The sequence below is a fragment of the Amycolatopsis sp. WAC 04182 genome (assembly GCF_003947465.1).
In the GTDB taxonomy this organism is placed as follows: Bacteria; Actinomycetota; Actinomycetes; order Mycobacteriales; family Pseudonocardiaceae; genus Amycolatopsis.
The window spans coordinates 56511-71350 of record NZ_QHJJ01000005.1 but is presented as its reverse complement, the minus strand read 5'-3'; the positions used below and the strand labels follow the sequence as shown (position 1 = coordinate 71350).

General features: G+C 68.5%; 16 protein-coding genes and 3 tRNA genes. 6 read left to right on the top strand and 13 right to left on the bottom strand.

Features of this window, described 5'->3' with window-relative positions:
- The first annotated feature begins 31 nt into the window (after nt 1-31).
- Nucleotides 32-877 (top strand): hypothetical protein, encoded by an 846-nt coding sequence (locus DMH01_RS26245; protein WP_125679936.1) that lies wholly within the window; start codon nt 32-34, stop codon nt 875-877.
- 87 nt (nt 878-964) lie between these two features.
- Here DMH01_RS26245 and DMH01_RS26240 read toward each other — a convergent pair whose 3' ends face one another.
- The 6 genes from DMH01_RS26240 to DMH01_RS26215 all read right to left on the bottom strand — a co-directional run bounded on the left by DMH01_RS26240 (nt 965) and on the right by DMH01_RS26215 (nt 4588).
- The gene (locus tag DMH01_RS26240) at nt 965-1729 is read right to left on the bottom strand and encodes an alpha/beta fold hydrolase (RefSeq protein ID WP_125679935.1); all 765 of its coding nucleotides are present in this window, start codon (nt 1727-1729) and stop codon (nt 965-967) included.
- 77 nt (nt 1730-1806) lie between these two features.
- Nucleotides 1807-2520 (bottom strand): 50S ribosomal protein L1, encoded by a 714-nt coding sequence (rplA, locus tag DMH01_RS26235; protein WP_007031003.1) that lies wholly within the window; start codon nt 2518-2520, stop codon nt 1807-1809.
- A gap of 83 nt (nt 2521-2603) precedes the next feature.
- Nucleotides 2604-3038: a 50S ribosomal protein L11 gene (rplK, locus tag DMH01_RS26230; protein ID WP_020633284.1), complete on the bottom strand. Its 435-nt coding sequence runs from the start codon at nt 3036-3038 to the stop codon at nt 2604-2606.
- 78 nt (nt 3039-3116) lie between these two features.
- Entirely contained in the window at nt 3117-3959 is an 843-nt protein-coding gene (nusG, locus tag DMH01_RS26225) for a transcription termination/antitermination protein NusG (RefSeq protein ID WP_125679934.1), read from the bottom strand.
- Nucleotides 3960-4035: 76 nt separating this feature from the next.
- The gene (secE, locus tag DMH01_RS26220) at nt 4036-4488 is read right to left on the bottom strand and encodes a preprotein translocase subunit SecE (RefSeq protein ID WP_007031001.1); all 453 of its coding nucleotides are present in this window, start codon (nt 4486-4488) and stop codon (nt 4036-4038) included.
- Nucleotides 4489-4515: 27 nt separating this feature from the next.
- Nucleotides 4516-4588 (bottom strand) — tRNA-Trp (locus DMH01_RS26215).
- A gap of 206 nt (nt 4589-4794) precedes the next feature.
- Here DMH01_RS26215 and DMH01_RS26210 point away from each other — a divergent pair.
- On the top strand, nt 4795-6024 hold the full coding sequence (locus DMH01_RS26210) for a pyridoxal phosphate-dependent aminotransferase (RefSeq protein ID WP_125679933.1): 1230 nt from the start codon (nt 4795-4797) through the stop codon (nt 6022-6024).
- On the top strand, nt 6021-6917 hold the full coding sequence (locus tag DMH01_RS26205) for a TIGR03619 family F420-dependent LLM class oxidoreductase (RefSeq protein WP_125679932.1): 897 nt from the start codon (nt 6021-6023) through the stop codon (nt 6915-6917). Before DMH01_RS26210 ends, DMH01_RS26205 begins: the two co-directional genes overlap by 4 nt.
- A 33-nt stretch (nt 6918-6950) precedes the next feature.
- On the opposite strand, the gene DMH01_RS26200 is transcribed toward DMH01_RS26205, so the two are convergent.
- Complete coding sequence (locus tag DMH01_RS26200; RefSeq protein ID WP_125679931.1) at nt 6951-7166, bottom strand: hypothetical protein; 216 nt, start codon at nt 7164-7166, stop codon at nt 6951-6953.
- Between the two features lie 117 nt (nt 7167-7283).
- Between DMH01_RS26200 and DMH01_RS26195 the strand changes: the two genes are divergently transcribed.
- Nucleotides 7284-8216, top strand: a complete 933-nt coding sequence (locus tag DMH01_RS26195) for an SGNH/GDSL hydrolase family protein (protein ID WP_125680384.1) — start codon at nt 7284-7286, stop codon at nt 8214-8216.
- Nucleotides 8217-8554: 338 nt separating this feature from the next.
- On the opposite strand, the gene DMH01_RS26190 is transcribed toward DMH01_RS26195, so the two are convergent.
- The 6 genes from DMH01_RS26190 to DMH01_RS26165 form a co-directional block, all read right to left on the bottom strand.
- The gene (locus DMH01_RS26190) at nt 8555-8959 is read right to left on the bottom strand and encodes a MaoC family dehydratase (RefSeq protein WP_125679930.1); all 405 of its coding nucleotides are present in this window, start codon (nt 8957-8959) and stop codon (nt 8555-8557) included.
- A complete protein-coding gene (locus DMH01_RS26185) occupies nt 8956-9405 on the bottom strand; it encodes a MaoC family dehydratase N-terminal domain-containing protein (protein ID WP_125679929.1) in 450 nt (149 codons plus the stop codon). Before DMH01_RS26185 ends, DMH01_RS26190 begins: the two co-directional genes overlap by 4 nt.
- Nucleotides 9406-9493: 88 nt before the next feature.
- The gene (rpmG, locus tag DMH01_RS26180) at nt 9494-9658 is read right to left on the bottom strand and encodes a 50S ribosomal protein L33 (protein ID WP_005152047.1); all 165 of its coding nucleotides are present in this window, start codon (nt 9656-9658) and stop codon (nt 9494-9496) included.
- 45 nt (nt 9659-9703) lie between these two features.
- Nucleotides 9704-9776, bottom strand: a tRNA-Met gene (locus DMH01_RS26175).
- A gap of 49 nt (nt 9777-9825) precedes the next feature.
- A tRNA-Thr gene (locus DMH01_RS26170) sits at nt 9826-9898 on the bottom strand.
- Between the two features lie 79 nt (nt 9899-9977).
- Nucleotides 9978-12593 carry a bifunctional diguanylate cyclase/phosphodiesterase gene (locus DMH01_RS26165; protein WP_034304169.1) on the bottom strand — a complete coding sequence of 872 codons (2616 nt, stop codon included), beginning with the start codon at nt 12591-12593 and terminating at the stop codon, nt 9978-9980.
- Nucleotides 12594-12873: 280 nt separating this feature from the next.
- On the opposite strand from DMH01_RS26165, the gene DMH01_RS26160 reads away from it, so the two are divergent.
- Complete coding sequence (locus DMH01_RS26160; RefSeq protein ID WP_125679928.1) at nt 12874-13812, top strand: GNAT family N-acetyltransferase; 939 nt, start codon at nt 12874-12876, stop codon at nt 13810-13812.
- Nucleotides 13813-13831: 19 nt separating this feature from the next.
- Nucleotides 13832-14680, top strand: coding sequence for an SAM-dependent methyltransferase (locus DMH01_RS26155; protein WP_125679927.1), 849 nt, complete (start codon nt 13832-13834; stop codon nt 14678-14680).
- The last annotated feature ends 160 nt before the right edge of the window (nt 14681-14840 follow it).

The following is a 14840-nucleotide window of genomic DNA, read 5'->3' as shown; positions in this document are numbered from 1 at the left end:
CGCGGGAGGGCTCGCGAGGCATCATGGTGACGTGGCGGAGCAGCGTGATGACGGAAAGCCGGACAACGAGCCCGGCACGGACATCGAGCCCAAGGCGGGAGGTCGGCCCGCGCCCCGGCTGGACGAAGAGCAACTGCGCCAGTTCCAGCAGTTTCAGCAGTTCCAGGACTATCTGAAGTTCACCGAGGCGCAGCAGCAGGGCCTCGTGCCGCAGCAGCCCACGCAGCCCATGACCCAGCACTACGGAGGACAGCCTCCGGTGCCCCCGGGACCGCCGCACGGCGAACTCGTCAAAGCACCTCGGCCGCGCGCGCCGCGCTGGCTGCGCCGCCTGGGCGGGAAGCTCCTCGCCTGGGTGATCGTGATCTTGCTGATCTGCATCGGCGCGACCATCGCCTACCGGCAGATCTTCCCCAGCGACGCCGGAGAGGACACGGCGACATTCGTCCAGGGTGGCGGGGGCAAGCACCGCACCAACCAGGTGCTTTCGACCAACCCGTGGGAGGCGGTGCGAGCCATCTACGACACGATCGGCAAGCCGTACCCGCCCGCAACCCGCGTCGAAAAGGTCTGCCTGTCGATGAGCGAACAGGCGCAGGCCCAGTTCGCCCGCGACCTCGGCTACCCCGACTGCGCGACCGCCGTCCCGGCCCTGAACGCGAAGGTCACCGACATCACGCCGTACATCTACGCGGTACGCCCGATGTCGAGCGTGGTCCCGCGGCAGAACCTGACGATCCACTCGTGCTGGTACACCATCCGCGGTGGCCCCCTGCTGGGCAGCTTCACCCTGCAGGAAGTCGAGATGGGCCAGTGGCTGATCACCGGGCACGCGAACTCCCCCGACCCCTGCCCCGCCCCGCCCACCGGCAACTGACCTGGGCTTCCTGCCTCCGGATCGCGATTAGCCCGCGAAACGCAAGTGCGCGCCGGATCGCGATTAGGGGGCTAAACGCAGGGCCGGTCAGAGGTCGTGCGAAGTGAGGAAGCCGGTCAGCGCGGAGCCGAAGGCGGGGTGCATGACGGCGGCCATGTGATCGCCGGGGACGCGGACGAGGCGGGCGCCGGCGATGGCGGCGGCCAGGCGTTCGGGTTCCGCGGCCAGCGGGTCGGTGTCCCCCGCCAGGATCAGGGTCGGCACCGCGATCGCCGTCAGGTCCAGCTTCGGGTTCGCCGTGCCGCGCGCTACAGCCGCCAGCGCGATCCGGTCCGCCCGTAACGCGTCGGCCAGCGCCCGGAAAGGCGCCGAAGACTGCGGAAGCGTCGAAGGGTCCGAAGCGAGCAGCGCCTCACTGATCGCCTCCGGCGTGACGACGCGGGTGTCCACGCCGCCGAAGTCGACGATCCCCGAGCCGACGCCGCCGATCGCGAGACACCGGATCCGCGGGTCGGCGGCCACCGCGCCGAGCGCGATCATCGCGCCCATCGAGTAGCCGACCATCGACACCTCGTCGAGGTTCAGCGCGTCGAGCAGCGCCGAAACGTCGCGGACCATCGCGTCGTCGCCGTAGCTCGCCTCGTCGTGCGGTTTCGCCGACCGTCCGTGGCCGCGCGCGTCCAGGCTGATCACGGTCAGCCCCGCGTCCTGGAGGGTGTCGACGACGCCCGGCGCGATCCAGTTGGCGTTCGTGTCCGCGGCGAAGCCGTGTTGCAGCAGTACCGGACGCCCTCGGCCTTCCCAAACGGTGTAGCTCAGCTGAAGCCCGTCGAACGACGCGAAGGTAGGCATGCCCTCAAGCAAACACGAAAAGGGGGCGGCCCCGCCGTAGCGGGACCGCCCCCTTCTCAGTGATGTCTAACTCAGACTCACGCGTCCTCGGACAGGAGGTTGCGGGTGCGGGCCGGGTCGACCGGGACACCCGGGCCCATCGTCGTGGAGATCGTGACCTTCTTCAGGTAGCGACCCTTCGCCGACGACGGCTTGGCGCGGAGGATCTCGTCCAGCGCGGCCGCGTAGTTCTCCACCAGCTTCTCGGTGTCGAACGAGGCCTTGCCGATGACGAAGTGCAGGTTGGCCTGCTTGTCCACGCGGAAGTTGATCTTACCGCCCTTGATGTCCGTCACGGCCTTCGCGACCGCGGGGGTCACGGTGCCGGTCTTCGGGTTCGGCATCAGGCCACGCGGGCCGAGGATGCGGGCGATACGGCCGACCTTCGCCATCTGGTCCGGCGTCGCGATCGCGGCGTCGAACTCGAGCCAGCCACCCTGGATGCGCTCGATCAGTTCGTCGGTGCCGACCACGTCCGCGCCGGCGGCCTCGGCCTCGGCGGCCTTGTCACCAACGGCGAAAACGATGACGCGGGCGGTCTTACCGGTGCCGTGCGGCAGGTTCACGGTGCCGCGGACCATCTGGTCGGCCTTGCGAGGGTCGACACCGAGGCGCATGGCGACCTCGACGGTGGCGTCCATCTTCGCGGAGGAAGTCTCCTTGGCCAGCTTCGCGGCCTCGAGCGGGGCGTAGAGCCGCTCGCGGTCCACCAGCTCAAGAGCCTTGCGGTAGGCCTTGCTGTGCTTGGGCATTGCTTCTGTCCTTAACTCTTCAACGGATCAGTGTGGTGTTGGAGCCAGCACTCGGCTCTCCCACGGTGGTGCTTGGGTGGAGCTCAGTCGACGACCGTGATGCCCATCGAGCGGGCGGTGCCGGCGATGATCTTCGCGGCCTGGTCGATGTCGTGCGCGTTCAGGTCGGATTCCTTGGTCTTCGCGATGTCGCGGACCTGGTCCCAGGTGACCTTGGCGACCTTGGTCTTGTGCGGCTCGCCGGAACCCTTCTCCACGCCCGCGGCCTTCAGCAGCAGCTTCGCGGCCGGCGGCGTCTTGAGCTTGAAGTCGAACGAACGGTCTTCGTACACGGAGATCTCGACCGGGACGACGTCCCCGCGCTGCGACTCGGTCGCGGCGTTGTAGGCCTTGCAGAACTCCATGATGTTGACGCCGTGCTGACCCAGCGCGGGGCCGACCGGCGGCGCGGGGTTGGCCGCACCCGCCTTGATCTGCAGCTTGATGATCGCCGCAAGCTTCTTCTTCTTGGGTGGCATTTCGTTTGTTCCTTCTTACTGACTTGAGTCCCCCGCACACCTGCCAGTACGCGGGGACTGCCGGCCGTCTGGCGGCCGTCAGATCTTGGAGACCTGGTTGAACGACAGCTCGACCGGGGTCTCCCGGCCGAAGATCGACACCAGGACCTTCAGCTTCTGTCCGTCCACGTTGACCTCGGAGATCGTCGCGGGCAGCGTCGCGAACGGGCCGTCCATGACGGTGACCGACTCGCCGACCTCGAAGTCGACCTCGATCGCGGGGCCACCCAGCTGCGACTCGGAAGCGGCAGCCTCGCCCTTGCCGGGCTTGGCGGGAGCGGCCGTCTCGACCTTGGGCGCGAGGAACTTGAGCACCTCGTCCACGGTCAGCGGCGACGGACGCGACGTGGCACCGACGAACCCGGTGACACCCGGCGTGTTGCGCACCGCGCTCCACGAGGCGTCGTTCAGGTCCATGCGGACCAGGATGTAGCCGGGCAGCACCTTGCGCTGCACCTGCTTGCGCTGGCCGTTCTTGATCTCGGTGACCTCTTCGGTCGGGACCTCGATCTGGAAGATGTAGTCCTCGACGTCCAGCGTCTGGGTCCGGGTCTCGAGGTTGGTCTTCACCTTGTTCTCGTAACCCGCGTACGAGTGCACGACGTACCACTCACCGGGAGCGGCGTTGAGTTCCGCGCGCATCTTCGCGACCGGGTCGGCGTCCTCGTCGGCCTCGGGCTCGGCGGCGTCGTCGGCTGCGGTCTCGTCGGACGCCTCGTCGGCGTCCGCGACATCTCCGGCTTCGTCGACCTCGTCGCCTGCGGCGGGCACCTCGACGGAGTCCAGGTGCTCGGACTGCTCGTCGCCGAGTGCCGCGTGCACCTGCTCGTCGGAAAGCTCGGTCAGCTCATGACCGGCTGCTGTGCCGTTGTCGGAGGTCACGTTCCGTCCTCTCAGTTGATCGGTTGCCGTGGCGCAGGGCAGCCAGCGGTGCGCTCAGGCCCCGCGACCGGCTGCCTCAGCTGCCGAAGACGGCACCGACGACCTCTTTGAAGGCCAGGTCGAGGCCGCTCACCAGCGCCACCATGAACACCACGAAGACCAGCACCACCGCGGTGTAGGTGACCATCTGCTTGCGGTTCGGCCAGATGACCTTGCGCAGCTCGGCCCAGACCTCACGGATGAAGCGCATGAGCCGGGCGAAGATCGACGCCTGCTTCGGCTTGCGGTCGCGCTTCGGGGTCGCCGTGCCTTTGGCGTCCTTGGACTTCTCGGTCTTGTCCCCGGCCTTCGCCTTGCCGGCGGGGCGGGTCTTGTCGTCCGACTTGGCGTCGGCCTTACCGGACGGGCGCGCGGACGCACGGCGCTCACGCCGGGCAGCGGCGGTCACCGGGCGGGACTGTTCGTCGGGCTTCTGCCCGGCGCCGTCCTGCGCCTTCTCACCGCTGGCGTCGCTGTCGCTCACGACCACTCCTCCGCCTTCACCAGTTCGCTAACGCAGGGGTGACAGGACTTGAACCTGCAACCTGCGGTTTTGGAGACCGCTGCTCTGCCAATTGAGCTACACCCCTTTGGAGCCCCGATGCTCTGGAGCTCCCGAGGACGCATTCCATCGTCCCCACCGCCGTGGCGGGGATGACCGTAGTGCGTTCCGAGACCAGAAGTCTACGGCAACCCCCGAACAGCTTCGCAACCGCGCCCCTCAAAGCGGCGCGGAGCAGCCTTCCGCGGGGAAACTCCCCCACGGCCGACCCCATGATCGTGCCACGATGTCGCCATGAGCGCTCCCGCACCCTCGCCTTCGACGGCCGACCGCGTCTCGGCTCGCATCGGCGGCATCACGCCCTCGGCCACGCTGGCCGTCGACGCGAAGGCCCGGGAGCTCAAGGCGCAGGGTCGCGCGGTGATCGGGTTCGGTGCCGGGCAGCCGGACTTCCCGACCCCGGCCAACGTGCTCGAAGCCGCCGAAGCGGCCGTCCGGGACAAGGTCAATCACGGCTACACGGCCGCGGGCGGGCTCCCGGAGCTGCGCGAGGCGATCGCGGCGAAGACCGTCCGCGACTCCGGGTTCGAGGTCGACCCGGGCCGCGTCCTGGTGACCAACGGCGGCAAGCAGGCGGTCTACTCGGCGTTCGCGACGCTGCTCGACCCCGGCGACGAGGTGCTGCTGCCCGCGCCGTACTGGACGACGTACCCGGAGTCGATCGCCCTCGCCGGCGGTGTCGGGGTGCAGGTCACGGCGGACGAGACGACGGGTTACCTGGTCACCGTCGAGCAGCTCGAAGCCGCCAGGACGCCGCGCACGAAGGTGCTGCTGTTCGTGTCGCCGTCGAACCCGACCGGCGCGGTGTATCCGCGCGAACAGGTCGAGGCGATCGGGCGCTGGGCGCACGAGAACGGCCTCTGGGTGATCACCGACGAGATCTACGAGCACTTGGTCTACGACGGCGCCGAAGCGCCCTCGATGCCGGTCTTGGTCCCGGAGCTCGCCGATCGCACGATCGTCCTCAACGGGGTCGCGAAGACGTACTCGATGACCGGCTGGCGGGTGGGCTGGCTGCTCGGTCCGCAAGACGTGGTGAAGGCGGCGACGGCGTACCAGTCGCACTTGTGCGGCAACGTTTCGAACGTAGCGCAACGAGCCGCGCTGGCCGCGGTGAGCGGTCCGCTCGACGCCGTTTTCGCGATGCGCGAAGCCTTCGATTCCCGGCGCAAGAAGGCACTTTCGCTGCTGTCCGAGATCCCTGGCGTGGAAACCCCGGTGCCGCTCGGCGCCTTCTATCTCTACCCGTCGGTGAAAGCCTTGCTGGGCAAGGAGATTCGCGGCGAGCGACCGGCGGACACGGTGGCGCTGGCCGATCTGATCCTGCGCGAGGCCGAGGTCGCCGTGGTGCCCGGCGAGGCGTTCGGGACACCCGGGTACTTCCGGATCTCCTATGCGCTGGACGAAAACGATCTCACCGAAGGGATCTCCAGGATGGGCCGTCTGCTCGCGGAAGCACGGTGACCGTGATGCGCCTCGGAATCGCCCTTCCGCAGTACGGTCCCCTCGCGTCGATGGACGCCGTCACGGGTTTCGCCGCGGCCGCCGAAGAACTCGGGTACGAGTCCTTGTGGGTCGGGGATCGGGTGCTGGCCCCGGTGTCGCCGTCGGACTTCTACCCCGGCGGCACGCCGGAACGGCCGTACCCGCCCGAGTTCGTCACCTTCGCCGATCCGCTGATCCTGCTGACCGTCGCCGCGAGCGTCACGAACAAGGTCCGGCTGGGCACCAGCACACTCACCGGAACGGTGTATCCGGCCGTCGTGCTCGCCCGGATGCTCACTTCGCTGGATCAGGTGAGCGGTGGCCGTCTGGACGTCGGCCTGGGCATCGGCTGGCTTCGCGACGAGTACACGGCGACGGGCACGCCCTGGAAGGGGCGTGGCGGGCAACTGGAGGAGCTTCTCGACGTCCTCGGGAAGTTCTGGACCGGCGATCCGGTCGAGCACGAAGGCGAACGCTGGCGGATCCCGGCGTCGAAGGTGGGTTTGCGACCGGTGCAGAGCCCGCATCCGCCGGTGCTGCTGGGCGGGCTGTCGCCGGTGGCGCTGGACCGCGTCGGCCGCCGCGCGGACGGCTGGCTTCCCGCGGGGCTGCCCGCGCCGTATCTGGCGAAGCTCTGGGAGACCGTGGTGAGCGCGGCCGAGAAGGCGGGCCGCGATCCCGGCACGCTGCGGCGGGTCCTGCGGATCAACCCGAAGCCCGGAACCGATCTCCAAGACGTCGCCACCCAGCTGAAGGCGGCCGCCGAAACCGGGATCACCGAAGCCTTCGTGGACCCGCACTACCTCGCCAGGGACGTCGGCCACGCACTCGACCTCGCCGCCGAGCTGCGCGACCTCGTCCCCCGCGACTGAAGGCCCTCCCCTGTCAGGAAGGGCCTTCAGAGGTCAGGATTCGCCGTCGGCGAGCTGGACGAGCGCGTGGGCCTTCGCGGCGTACTTCCAGTTGCCGAGGTCCCGGACGGTCTTGATCTTGAGCTCGGCGAGGAGTTCGTCGTGCTTCTTGGTCAGGCCTTCGAGGGCGGACGGGGGCGCGTCCAGCAGCTCACTGATCCCCTTGTCCTCCCAGGCCTTGTCGACCAGCTTGTTCAAGTTCAGGCTCACGGTTTTCGCCTTTCCTCGGGGCAGGTACGGGCACCACCCTGAACGTGATCCACGTCTCAGGCAACCGGAGATCACCCGTTCACGCGTCGTTCACCGACGAGCGGACCGATGACAAACGTGACCCAGGTCGCGTACAACGAACGGGTGACGCAGCGGAGAACGGGCGGAGGCTGCCTCTTCCTGGTGATCGTGCTGTCCGCCCTGGGGATCGCCTACCACCTGTGGGAGCGTGGAACGTCGGTGACACCTGCGGGCGTCACCACTTCGGACGGCACGGGCCGGTACGTGGCGCTGGGGGATTCCTACACGGCTTCGCCGGGCACCGGACGGCCCGTGGGCGCGCCGCCGGGCTGCGACCGTTCGGACAACAACTACCCGAGCCTGCTCGCCGCGAAGCTGCGCCCGGCCGAGTTCGTCGACGCCAGCTGCGGCGGCGCCACGACCGAACATCTCACCGGTGAGCAGAAGACCCGCGACGGCACGAACGCTCCGCAGCTCGACGCCGTCGACGGCGACACGACTCTCGTGACCGTCGGGATCGGCGGCAACGACGTGGGCTTCGTCGGCTTCGCGAGCCAGTGCGCGACGCAGGTGCAGACCGCTTCGCCCTGCAAGACCCAGCTGACCGCGGGCGGGCGCGACCAGCTGGCCGAGCGGATCACCGCCGCGGCGGATCGGCTCGGCGGGATCCTGGACCAGATCCGCTCGAAAGCCCCTTCGGCGCGCATCGTGGTCGTGGGATACCCGACGGTGCTTCCGGACGACGACGCCGGCTGCTGGCCGGTCCTGCCGGTCGGCGCGGGGGACGTGGCCTACTTCCGCGACTCGCTGAAACGACTGAACACCGCACTGCAAGAGACGGCGAAGGCACACGAAGCGGGCTTCGCCGACATGTCGACAGCGAGCAAGGGGCGGGACATGTGCAGTGCCGCGAACCGGCGATGGGTCGAAGGCCCAGCTCCCTCCGTGCCCGCGGCGCCGCTGCACCCGAACGCGCGGGGCGAGGAAGGGATGGCGGAGGTCATCGAGAAGCTGCTCAAGGTCGCGTAGGGGTTCTTCGGGTCTTGCTTCAGTGGCGGGCCCTGGGCTGGCGGGGGCCGAGCCCGCATGACCGGACCTGTCACGCGGGACTGTGTGGGTTTCGGGTCATCCAACGTCCCAAAATCCACACAGTGGGCGCCATCGGTCCGGTCATGCGGCGTACGGGCGGCTTAAGGCCGCGAAGCGACCCTTCTGAAGCTCGCGAAGCCTCTTCGCGTCCCTACGCGAGCCGGCGTGGATCCCTCACGGACGCGCTGACCTGCGAAAAGAGAGCAAGGGACCTTTGCTCTCACTTACTTAGGCATGCTAAGCGAGCGGTAGCAAAGGTCCCTTGCTTCGCGTCGAGGTCAGGTGCGGACGACCGCTTGGGCCTTGCCCAGGACGGCCTTGCCCTCGAACTTGGCGGTGATGTCGACACGGGCGGTGCCGTCGTCGTTGACCACGGCGACCTTCCCGGTGAACTCGATGGTCGCCGCGCCGTCGTTCGGCACGACCACGGGGCGCGTGAAGCGCGCGAAGTAGTCCACGAGGCGGCCGGGGTCGCCGAGCCAGTCGGTGACGAGCCGCGCCCCGAGCGCCATGGTCAGCATCCCGTGCGCGATGACGTCGGGCAGGCCGACCTCCTTGGCGAAGGCCTCGTTCCAGTGGATGGGGTTGAAGTCCAGCGAGGCGCCGGCGTAGCGCACCAGCTGCTCCCTGGTGACGTCGATCGTCAGGGGCGTCAGTTCTTCCCCGGCGGTGAACGTGCTCACGCGCCCTCCCCTCGGACCACGAGCTGGGCGTACGTGGTGGCGATCGGGCCACCGTCGGCGCCGGAGATCTCGGCGCGCAGGTTGATGAAGTCGTTCCCGGCGCGGGTCATGATGTTGTCGATGTACGTGGTGAGCGACAGGACGTCGCCCGCGTGCACCGGCCGCGTGTAGGTGAACCGCTGGTCGCCGTGGACCATCCGCGAATAGTCGAGACCCAGCTCGGGGTCCGTGACGATCGCGTTGATCGAGGCGAGGTTGATGATCGTCAGGAACGTCGGCGGGGCGATGACGTCGGGGTAGCCGGCCGCCTTCGCCGCTTCGGTGTCGCGGTAGAGCGGGTTCGCGTCGCCGAGCGCGTCGGCGAACTCCCGGATCTTCTCGCGACTCACTTCATAGGTACTGGTCGGCGGGTACACCCGCCCGGTGAACGACTGGTCCAAGGCCACCCGAGCAGGCTACCGAACCCGGAAAATACCCGAAGCCGCCCTGGTGACCAGGACGGCTTCGGGTGAGACAGGTAGAACCGCTAGACGCTCAGCGGGTCTCTTTGTGAGTCCGGTGCGTACCGCAGTTCGGGCAGAACTTCTTCATCTCCAGGCGATCCGGGTTGTTGCGCCGGTTCTTCTTGGTGATGTAGTTGCGGTGCTTGCACTCCTCACACGCGAGCGTGATCTTCGGTCGCACGTCAGTGGCAGCCACAGCATTTCCTTCTCTACTAGGCCTGGGATACCCAGGATTACCGCGTAGCGGTGGCCGGACTTGAACCGGCGACACAGCGATTATGAGCCGCTTGCTCTGCCAGCTGAGCTACACCGCCTTACATGAACCTGGCCGCGACACGCTTACGTGACGCGGCTGAGGTCGCGAGCCCCTTTACGGAATCGAACCGTAGACCTTCTCCTTACCATGGAGACGCTCTGCCGACTGAGCTAAAGGGGCCTTGCCTCTCGCGAGGACTTGGAAAGATTACCAACTTCGGGGGACCCCGATTTCAGGGGGGTCCCCTTACCGCAAAACCTCAGGTCAGCAGGGTCAGGACGGTCTCGGAGTGCCGCCCCGGCGAGCGTGCCGTGCGGGCCTGCAGCCACGCCTCCAGCCGGTCCTCCGGCAGCGGCCGCGAGATGAGGTAGCCCTGTGCCACGTCACACCCCATCGCCTCGAGCTGATCCCGCGCGACGTCCTCCTCGACGCCCTCCGCCACCACCGTGAGGCCGAGCGAGTGGCCCAGTTCGACGATGGAGCGCACCACGGCGAGGTCGCCGAGGTCGGTGCCCATGCCGAGGACGAAGCTCTTGTCGATCTTGACCTGGTCGACCGGGAGCTGCCGCAGGTACGCCAGCGACGAGTAGCCGGTGCCGAAGTCGTCGACGGCGAGCACGATGCCGAGCGAGTGCAGCTCCCGCAGGATCGGCAGCGCCTTCTGCGGGTCGGACATCACACCGGACTCGGTCAGCTCGAAGGTGAGCAGCTCGGGCGGGATGCCGAAACGGTCGAGTTCGCGCGCGACCTTCGTCGGGAAGTCCTCGTCGGCCAGGTTCCGCACCGACAGGTTCACCGCGGCGGAGATGCGCAGGCCCTCGTCGAGCCATTTGCGCACACGCTTCAACGACTCTTCGAGCACGAACGACGTCAGGACGCCGATGAGGCCTGCCGCTTCAATCGCCGGGACGAACTCGTCGGGGCCGAGCCTGCCGAACTCCGGGTGCACCCAGCGCACGAGCGCCTCGACGCCCTGGATCTGCCGGTTCGGCAAGGTGATCTTCGGCTGGTAGTGGACGCTCAGCTGGCCTTCTTCCAGCGACTGCCGGAACTGCGTGACCATCTGGAACCGGCGCATGAAGATCTGGCCCATGCTGGCCATGTAGCCGCGGACCTCTTCGCCGCCCTTGGTCGCGCGGACGGCGACGTCGGCGCGCTGCAGGAGCCCGTCGACGTCGACCTGGTCGTCGTCTTCCGCCGACGAAGTGGCGTAGCCGATCATCGCGTTGGCTTCGACGGAGAGCCGGTCGACCGGGTACGGGGCGACGAGTTCCGCGCGCAGCAGTTCCGCGGCGGCCTGGGCGCGTTCCGGCGCGCAGCCGACGAGGAGCGCCGCGAAGGACGCGCCTTCGAGCCTGGCGAGCGGGACGTCGGGGCCGAGCGCGTCGCGGATCCGGCGGCCCGCGGCGATGACCATCCGGTCGGCCCACACGTAGCCGAGTGCGTCGCTGACGGTGGAGAAGACGTCGAGGTCGATCCGGAGCACGACCGCGTCGACCTGTTCCCGCAACGGTTCCTTGGCGACCTGGCGGAAGCCCGGCCGGTTGAGCAGACCGGTCAGCGGGTCGTGGTAGGCGTCGTGGCGCAGGGTCGCGAGCAGGCGCCGGTTGTCCAGCGACGTCGCGAGGTGGCTGGCCATCGTGCCGAGCAGCTGGACGTCGTACTTGCCGAATCCGCGCCAGCGGGACAGCCTGTCGTGCGCTTCGACGACGCCGAGGAGCTGGTTCGCGCTGCGCAACGGGACGACCAGCGCCTCCTGCGCGCCGCGGTCGAGCAACGCGGAGCGGACGTCGGGATTGGCTTCGGTGATCCGGAAATGCCGGACGTGCGCGCCGGGCAGGCGCAGCAGCGGGTCGTCGGCGGCCGGGTCGACGGGCGGCAGTTCGTCGCCCGCGACGACCATCCGCATGGTGTCCTTCGGTTCCAGCCGCAGCCTGAGCACGACACGGCCGGCGGCGAGCTGGTCCTTGATGCGTTCGGCGATGGTCGCCCATTCGCGGACGTCGACCCCGCCGACGAGTTCGTCGGCTCGTCCGGCGGGCCGCGCGGCGGCCTGTTGCCCGGACCGCGCGACCATCAGGCTCACGTCGGACAGCGCTTCCATGTCGCGCTGCTCGCGGAGCAGGTCGGAGTACGCCCAGTACAAAGCGGTGAGGCCGAGGAAGACGGCCAGCACGAGCGGCCAGGCCTTCGGCGTCCCGGAAATGACCAAATATCCGGAAAGACCGACCGAAGCGTTGACGAAGCCGACGACGAGGATGCGGCCGGTCAGCCGGATCGCGGTGCTGACCCGCATGCGGCGGCGCAGCACGCGGACGGCGGCGAGCGCGAGCAGCGTGCTGACCAGCGGCGCGGTCAAAGTGCCCGCCAGCGCGGCGATCCAGGTCATGTCGTGGGCGCCGGAAGCCTGTTTCACCAGTCCTGCCACGGCGAACGCGCCGGTGATCTCCAGCAGGAAGGCGCCGGCGTTGTAGAGCACACGGCCCGCGACCTTGCGGGCCAGCAAGGTCCCGATGCCCGCCGCGAGATGGGCGGCGAGCACGACTTCGAAGGGAGCGACGAAGAAACCGATGACCAGCGGGATCTCGGTGAACGAGATCGTCCACGAGATACCGCTGCGGACGTCGACGTTGATGCCGAGCTGTTCGGCGAGCAGGAACGCGAGCGCGAGGATCGGCCCGATCCACAACAGGTCGTCCGAAGCCTCGAAGTCCAGCCAGAGGCTGACCGCGGCCGCGGCGGCGATGCCCATGGTGAGGACCGCGAAGGTGTAGACGCGGAATCGTCGCTCGTCGGTACGAGCCTCCGTAACGGCGCCTCCCTTGCCCGCTGCCGCCTGTGCGGCGCTCCCGGGCCTGCCGTTCGTGTCCGGCATCCGACCTTCCTTCCCGGCTGCCCAACCGGTCTTGTCCTACCGCGACCTCGGGGACGAGGGCAATACAGTACCCCGGAGGGCGTACCCGAGTCCCATTCGAGACAGTATGAGATCACCCCAGGGTTAACAATGGGCGCGTCGCGCTGACCTGCGTGGACCAAGGGGTGAAATGGGAGCGTTATTCGCGTTCCTTCCGACTACCGGAAGTCACCTGGCGCCACGCCCCGGCCAATCCCGTGAAGTTCCCGGCGGACCCGTGAGTAGGGGCTTGAATAGCCCTATGAATAGCCACGCCATCGCCGCCGGGCATGCCGAGCGGCTCGCCACCGTGGACGCCCTGCTCCCCGAAATGCCTGCACTGGAGCCTGTCGAGGGCTCCGTGTCACTCTCCGCGACAGCAGGCGACTCGGCCGCCGCCGGATTGTCGGTACGGACTGAGGCGGCTCCCGATTCTGTTGACTCTCCGTGGCGGGCGCTCGTCGAGCATCGCCTCGAAGCGCGGCTCACCGGACCGCGCCCGGAAGCGGCCCTTGACGCATTACTCACCCGATGGGATGAACATCTGAAGACCGTGGCCCCACCTGGGGATGTCGAGACCGCGGCGACCGTGGTCCGGCCCAGCCGGGACTCCCCCGGCTCGGCCGAACTGCTGCGCCGCGGCTTCGCGCCCGTGCTGGTGATCGCGGTCCGCCCGGCCGACCGGCTCGCCGTGACGGGACCGCCCGCCACTCCCGGAGTGCACATCCGGCCCGCCGAAGCGGATGATCTCGAAACCGCCGTCGGACTCGAACTGGAATTGCAGCGCTACGACGCGCAGTTCGGTTCTGTCACTTTGCGCGAGGGCGCGGAGGAAACGATCACGGCGGAGCTGGCGAAACACGTCGGCCGCGAAAATCCGACGTTGTGGATCGCCGAACTGTACGGCCGCCCGCTGGGCATGGTCCGGGTGCAGTTCCCCGGCGAGACGGGGTGGATCGGCGGCCGGGTCGCGGCCGAGAAGGTCGGCTACCTGTCGTCGCTCGCGGTGGCCGAACCGGCGCGTTCGAGCGGGGTGGGGACGGCGCTCGCCGCGCACGCGCACCAGGTCTTCGACGAATGCGGCACCGACGCCGTGCTGCTGCACCACGCGCTGGCCAACCCGCGCTCGACGCCGTTCTGGTACGCGCAGGGCTACCGGCCGCTCTGGACGTACTGGCAGCGCCGACCGGCGGTGCCCTGATCCCGATAGGCTCGTTTTCGTGAAGAAGGACGAGGACGCGGCCCCGGTGGCGCCGACCGGGGTCGACACCGAAAAGCCGTCCGCGGCGAGGATCTACGACTGGTTCCTCGGCGGGACCCACAACTGGGCGGTCGACCGCGAATTCGCCCGCGCGCTGGAAAAGCAGTGGCGGTGGGTCAAACCGGGCGCGCGGCACAACCGCGAGTTCATGAACCGGGTCGTGCGCGCGGCGCTGAACGCCGGGATCCGGCAGTTCATCGATCTGGGCTCCGGTGTCCCGACCGCCGGGAACGTGCACGAGATCGTCCAGGAGGAACTGGAGCCGGGCGACACGGCGAAGGTCGTGTACGTCGACTACGAGCCGGTGGCGGTCGCGCACGCGGAGCTGATCCTCGAACGGCACGAGGCGACCGACTGGGCCGGGATCATCCAGGCGGACATGAGGCGGCCGAAGGACGTCCTGCGGCATCCGGAAACGCTGCGGCTGATCGATTTCGACCAGCCGGTGTGCCTGATGATGATGGCCGTCCTGCATTTCGCCGGCCCGCACGACGATCCGCCCGCGCTGGTCGCGACCTACCGGAACGCGCTGGCGCCGGGCAGCTGGCTGGGGCTGTCGCATATGAGCTTCGGCGGCCAGACGGGCGAGGACGCCGACGGGCTCCACTGGATGGTCGAGCAGTACCGGAAGACGAGCAACCCGGTGTGGATGCGGGACCGTGAAGAGATCGAGCCGCTCTTCGGGGACTGGCCGCTGCTGGAGCCCGGCGTCGTCCACCTGCCCGAGTGGCGGCCGGTGCGGGAGCTGAGGCGGGACGAGGAAGGTGCCCGGCCGTTCGCCTGGTGCGGGGTCGCCGTCCACCCCTGACATCCGACCTCTGGTCCCAACGCGTCGCGTTTAGCCCCCTAAACGCGACGCGTTGGGCGTTAGAGGTCGGAGGGGAGAGTGATCGCTGACGGCGAACGCGAGAAGGAAACAAACGGGTCGATCGGAGAGTTGAGCTAGACAGACTCAACTAACCGAGGAG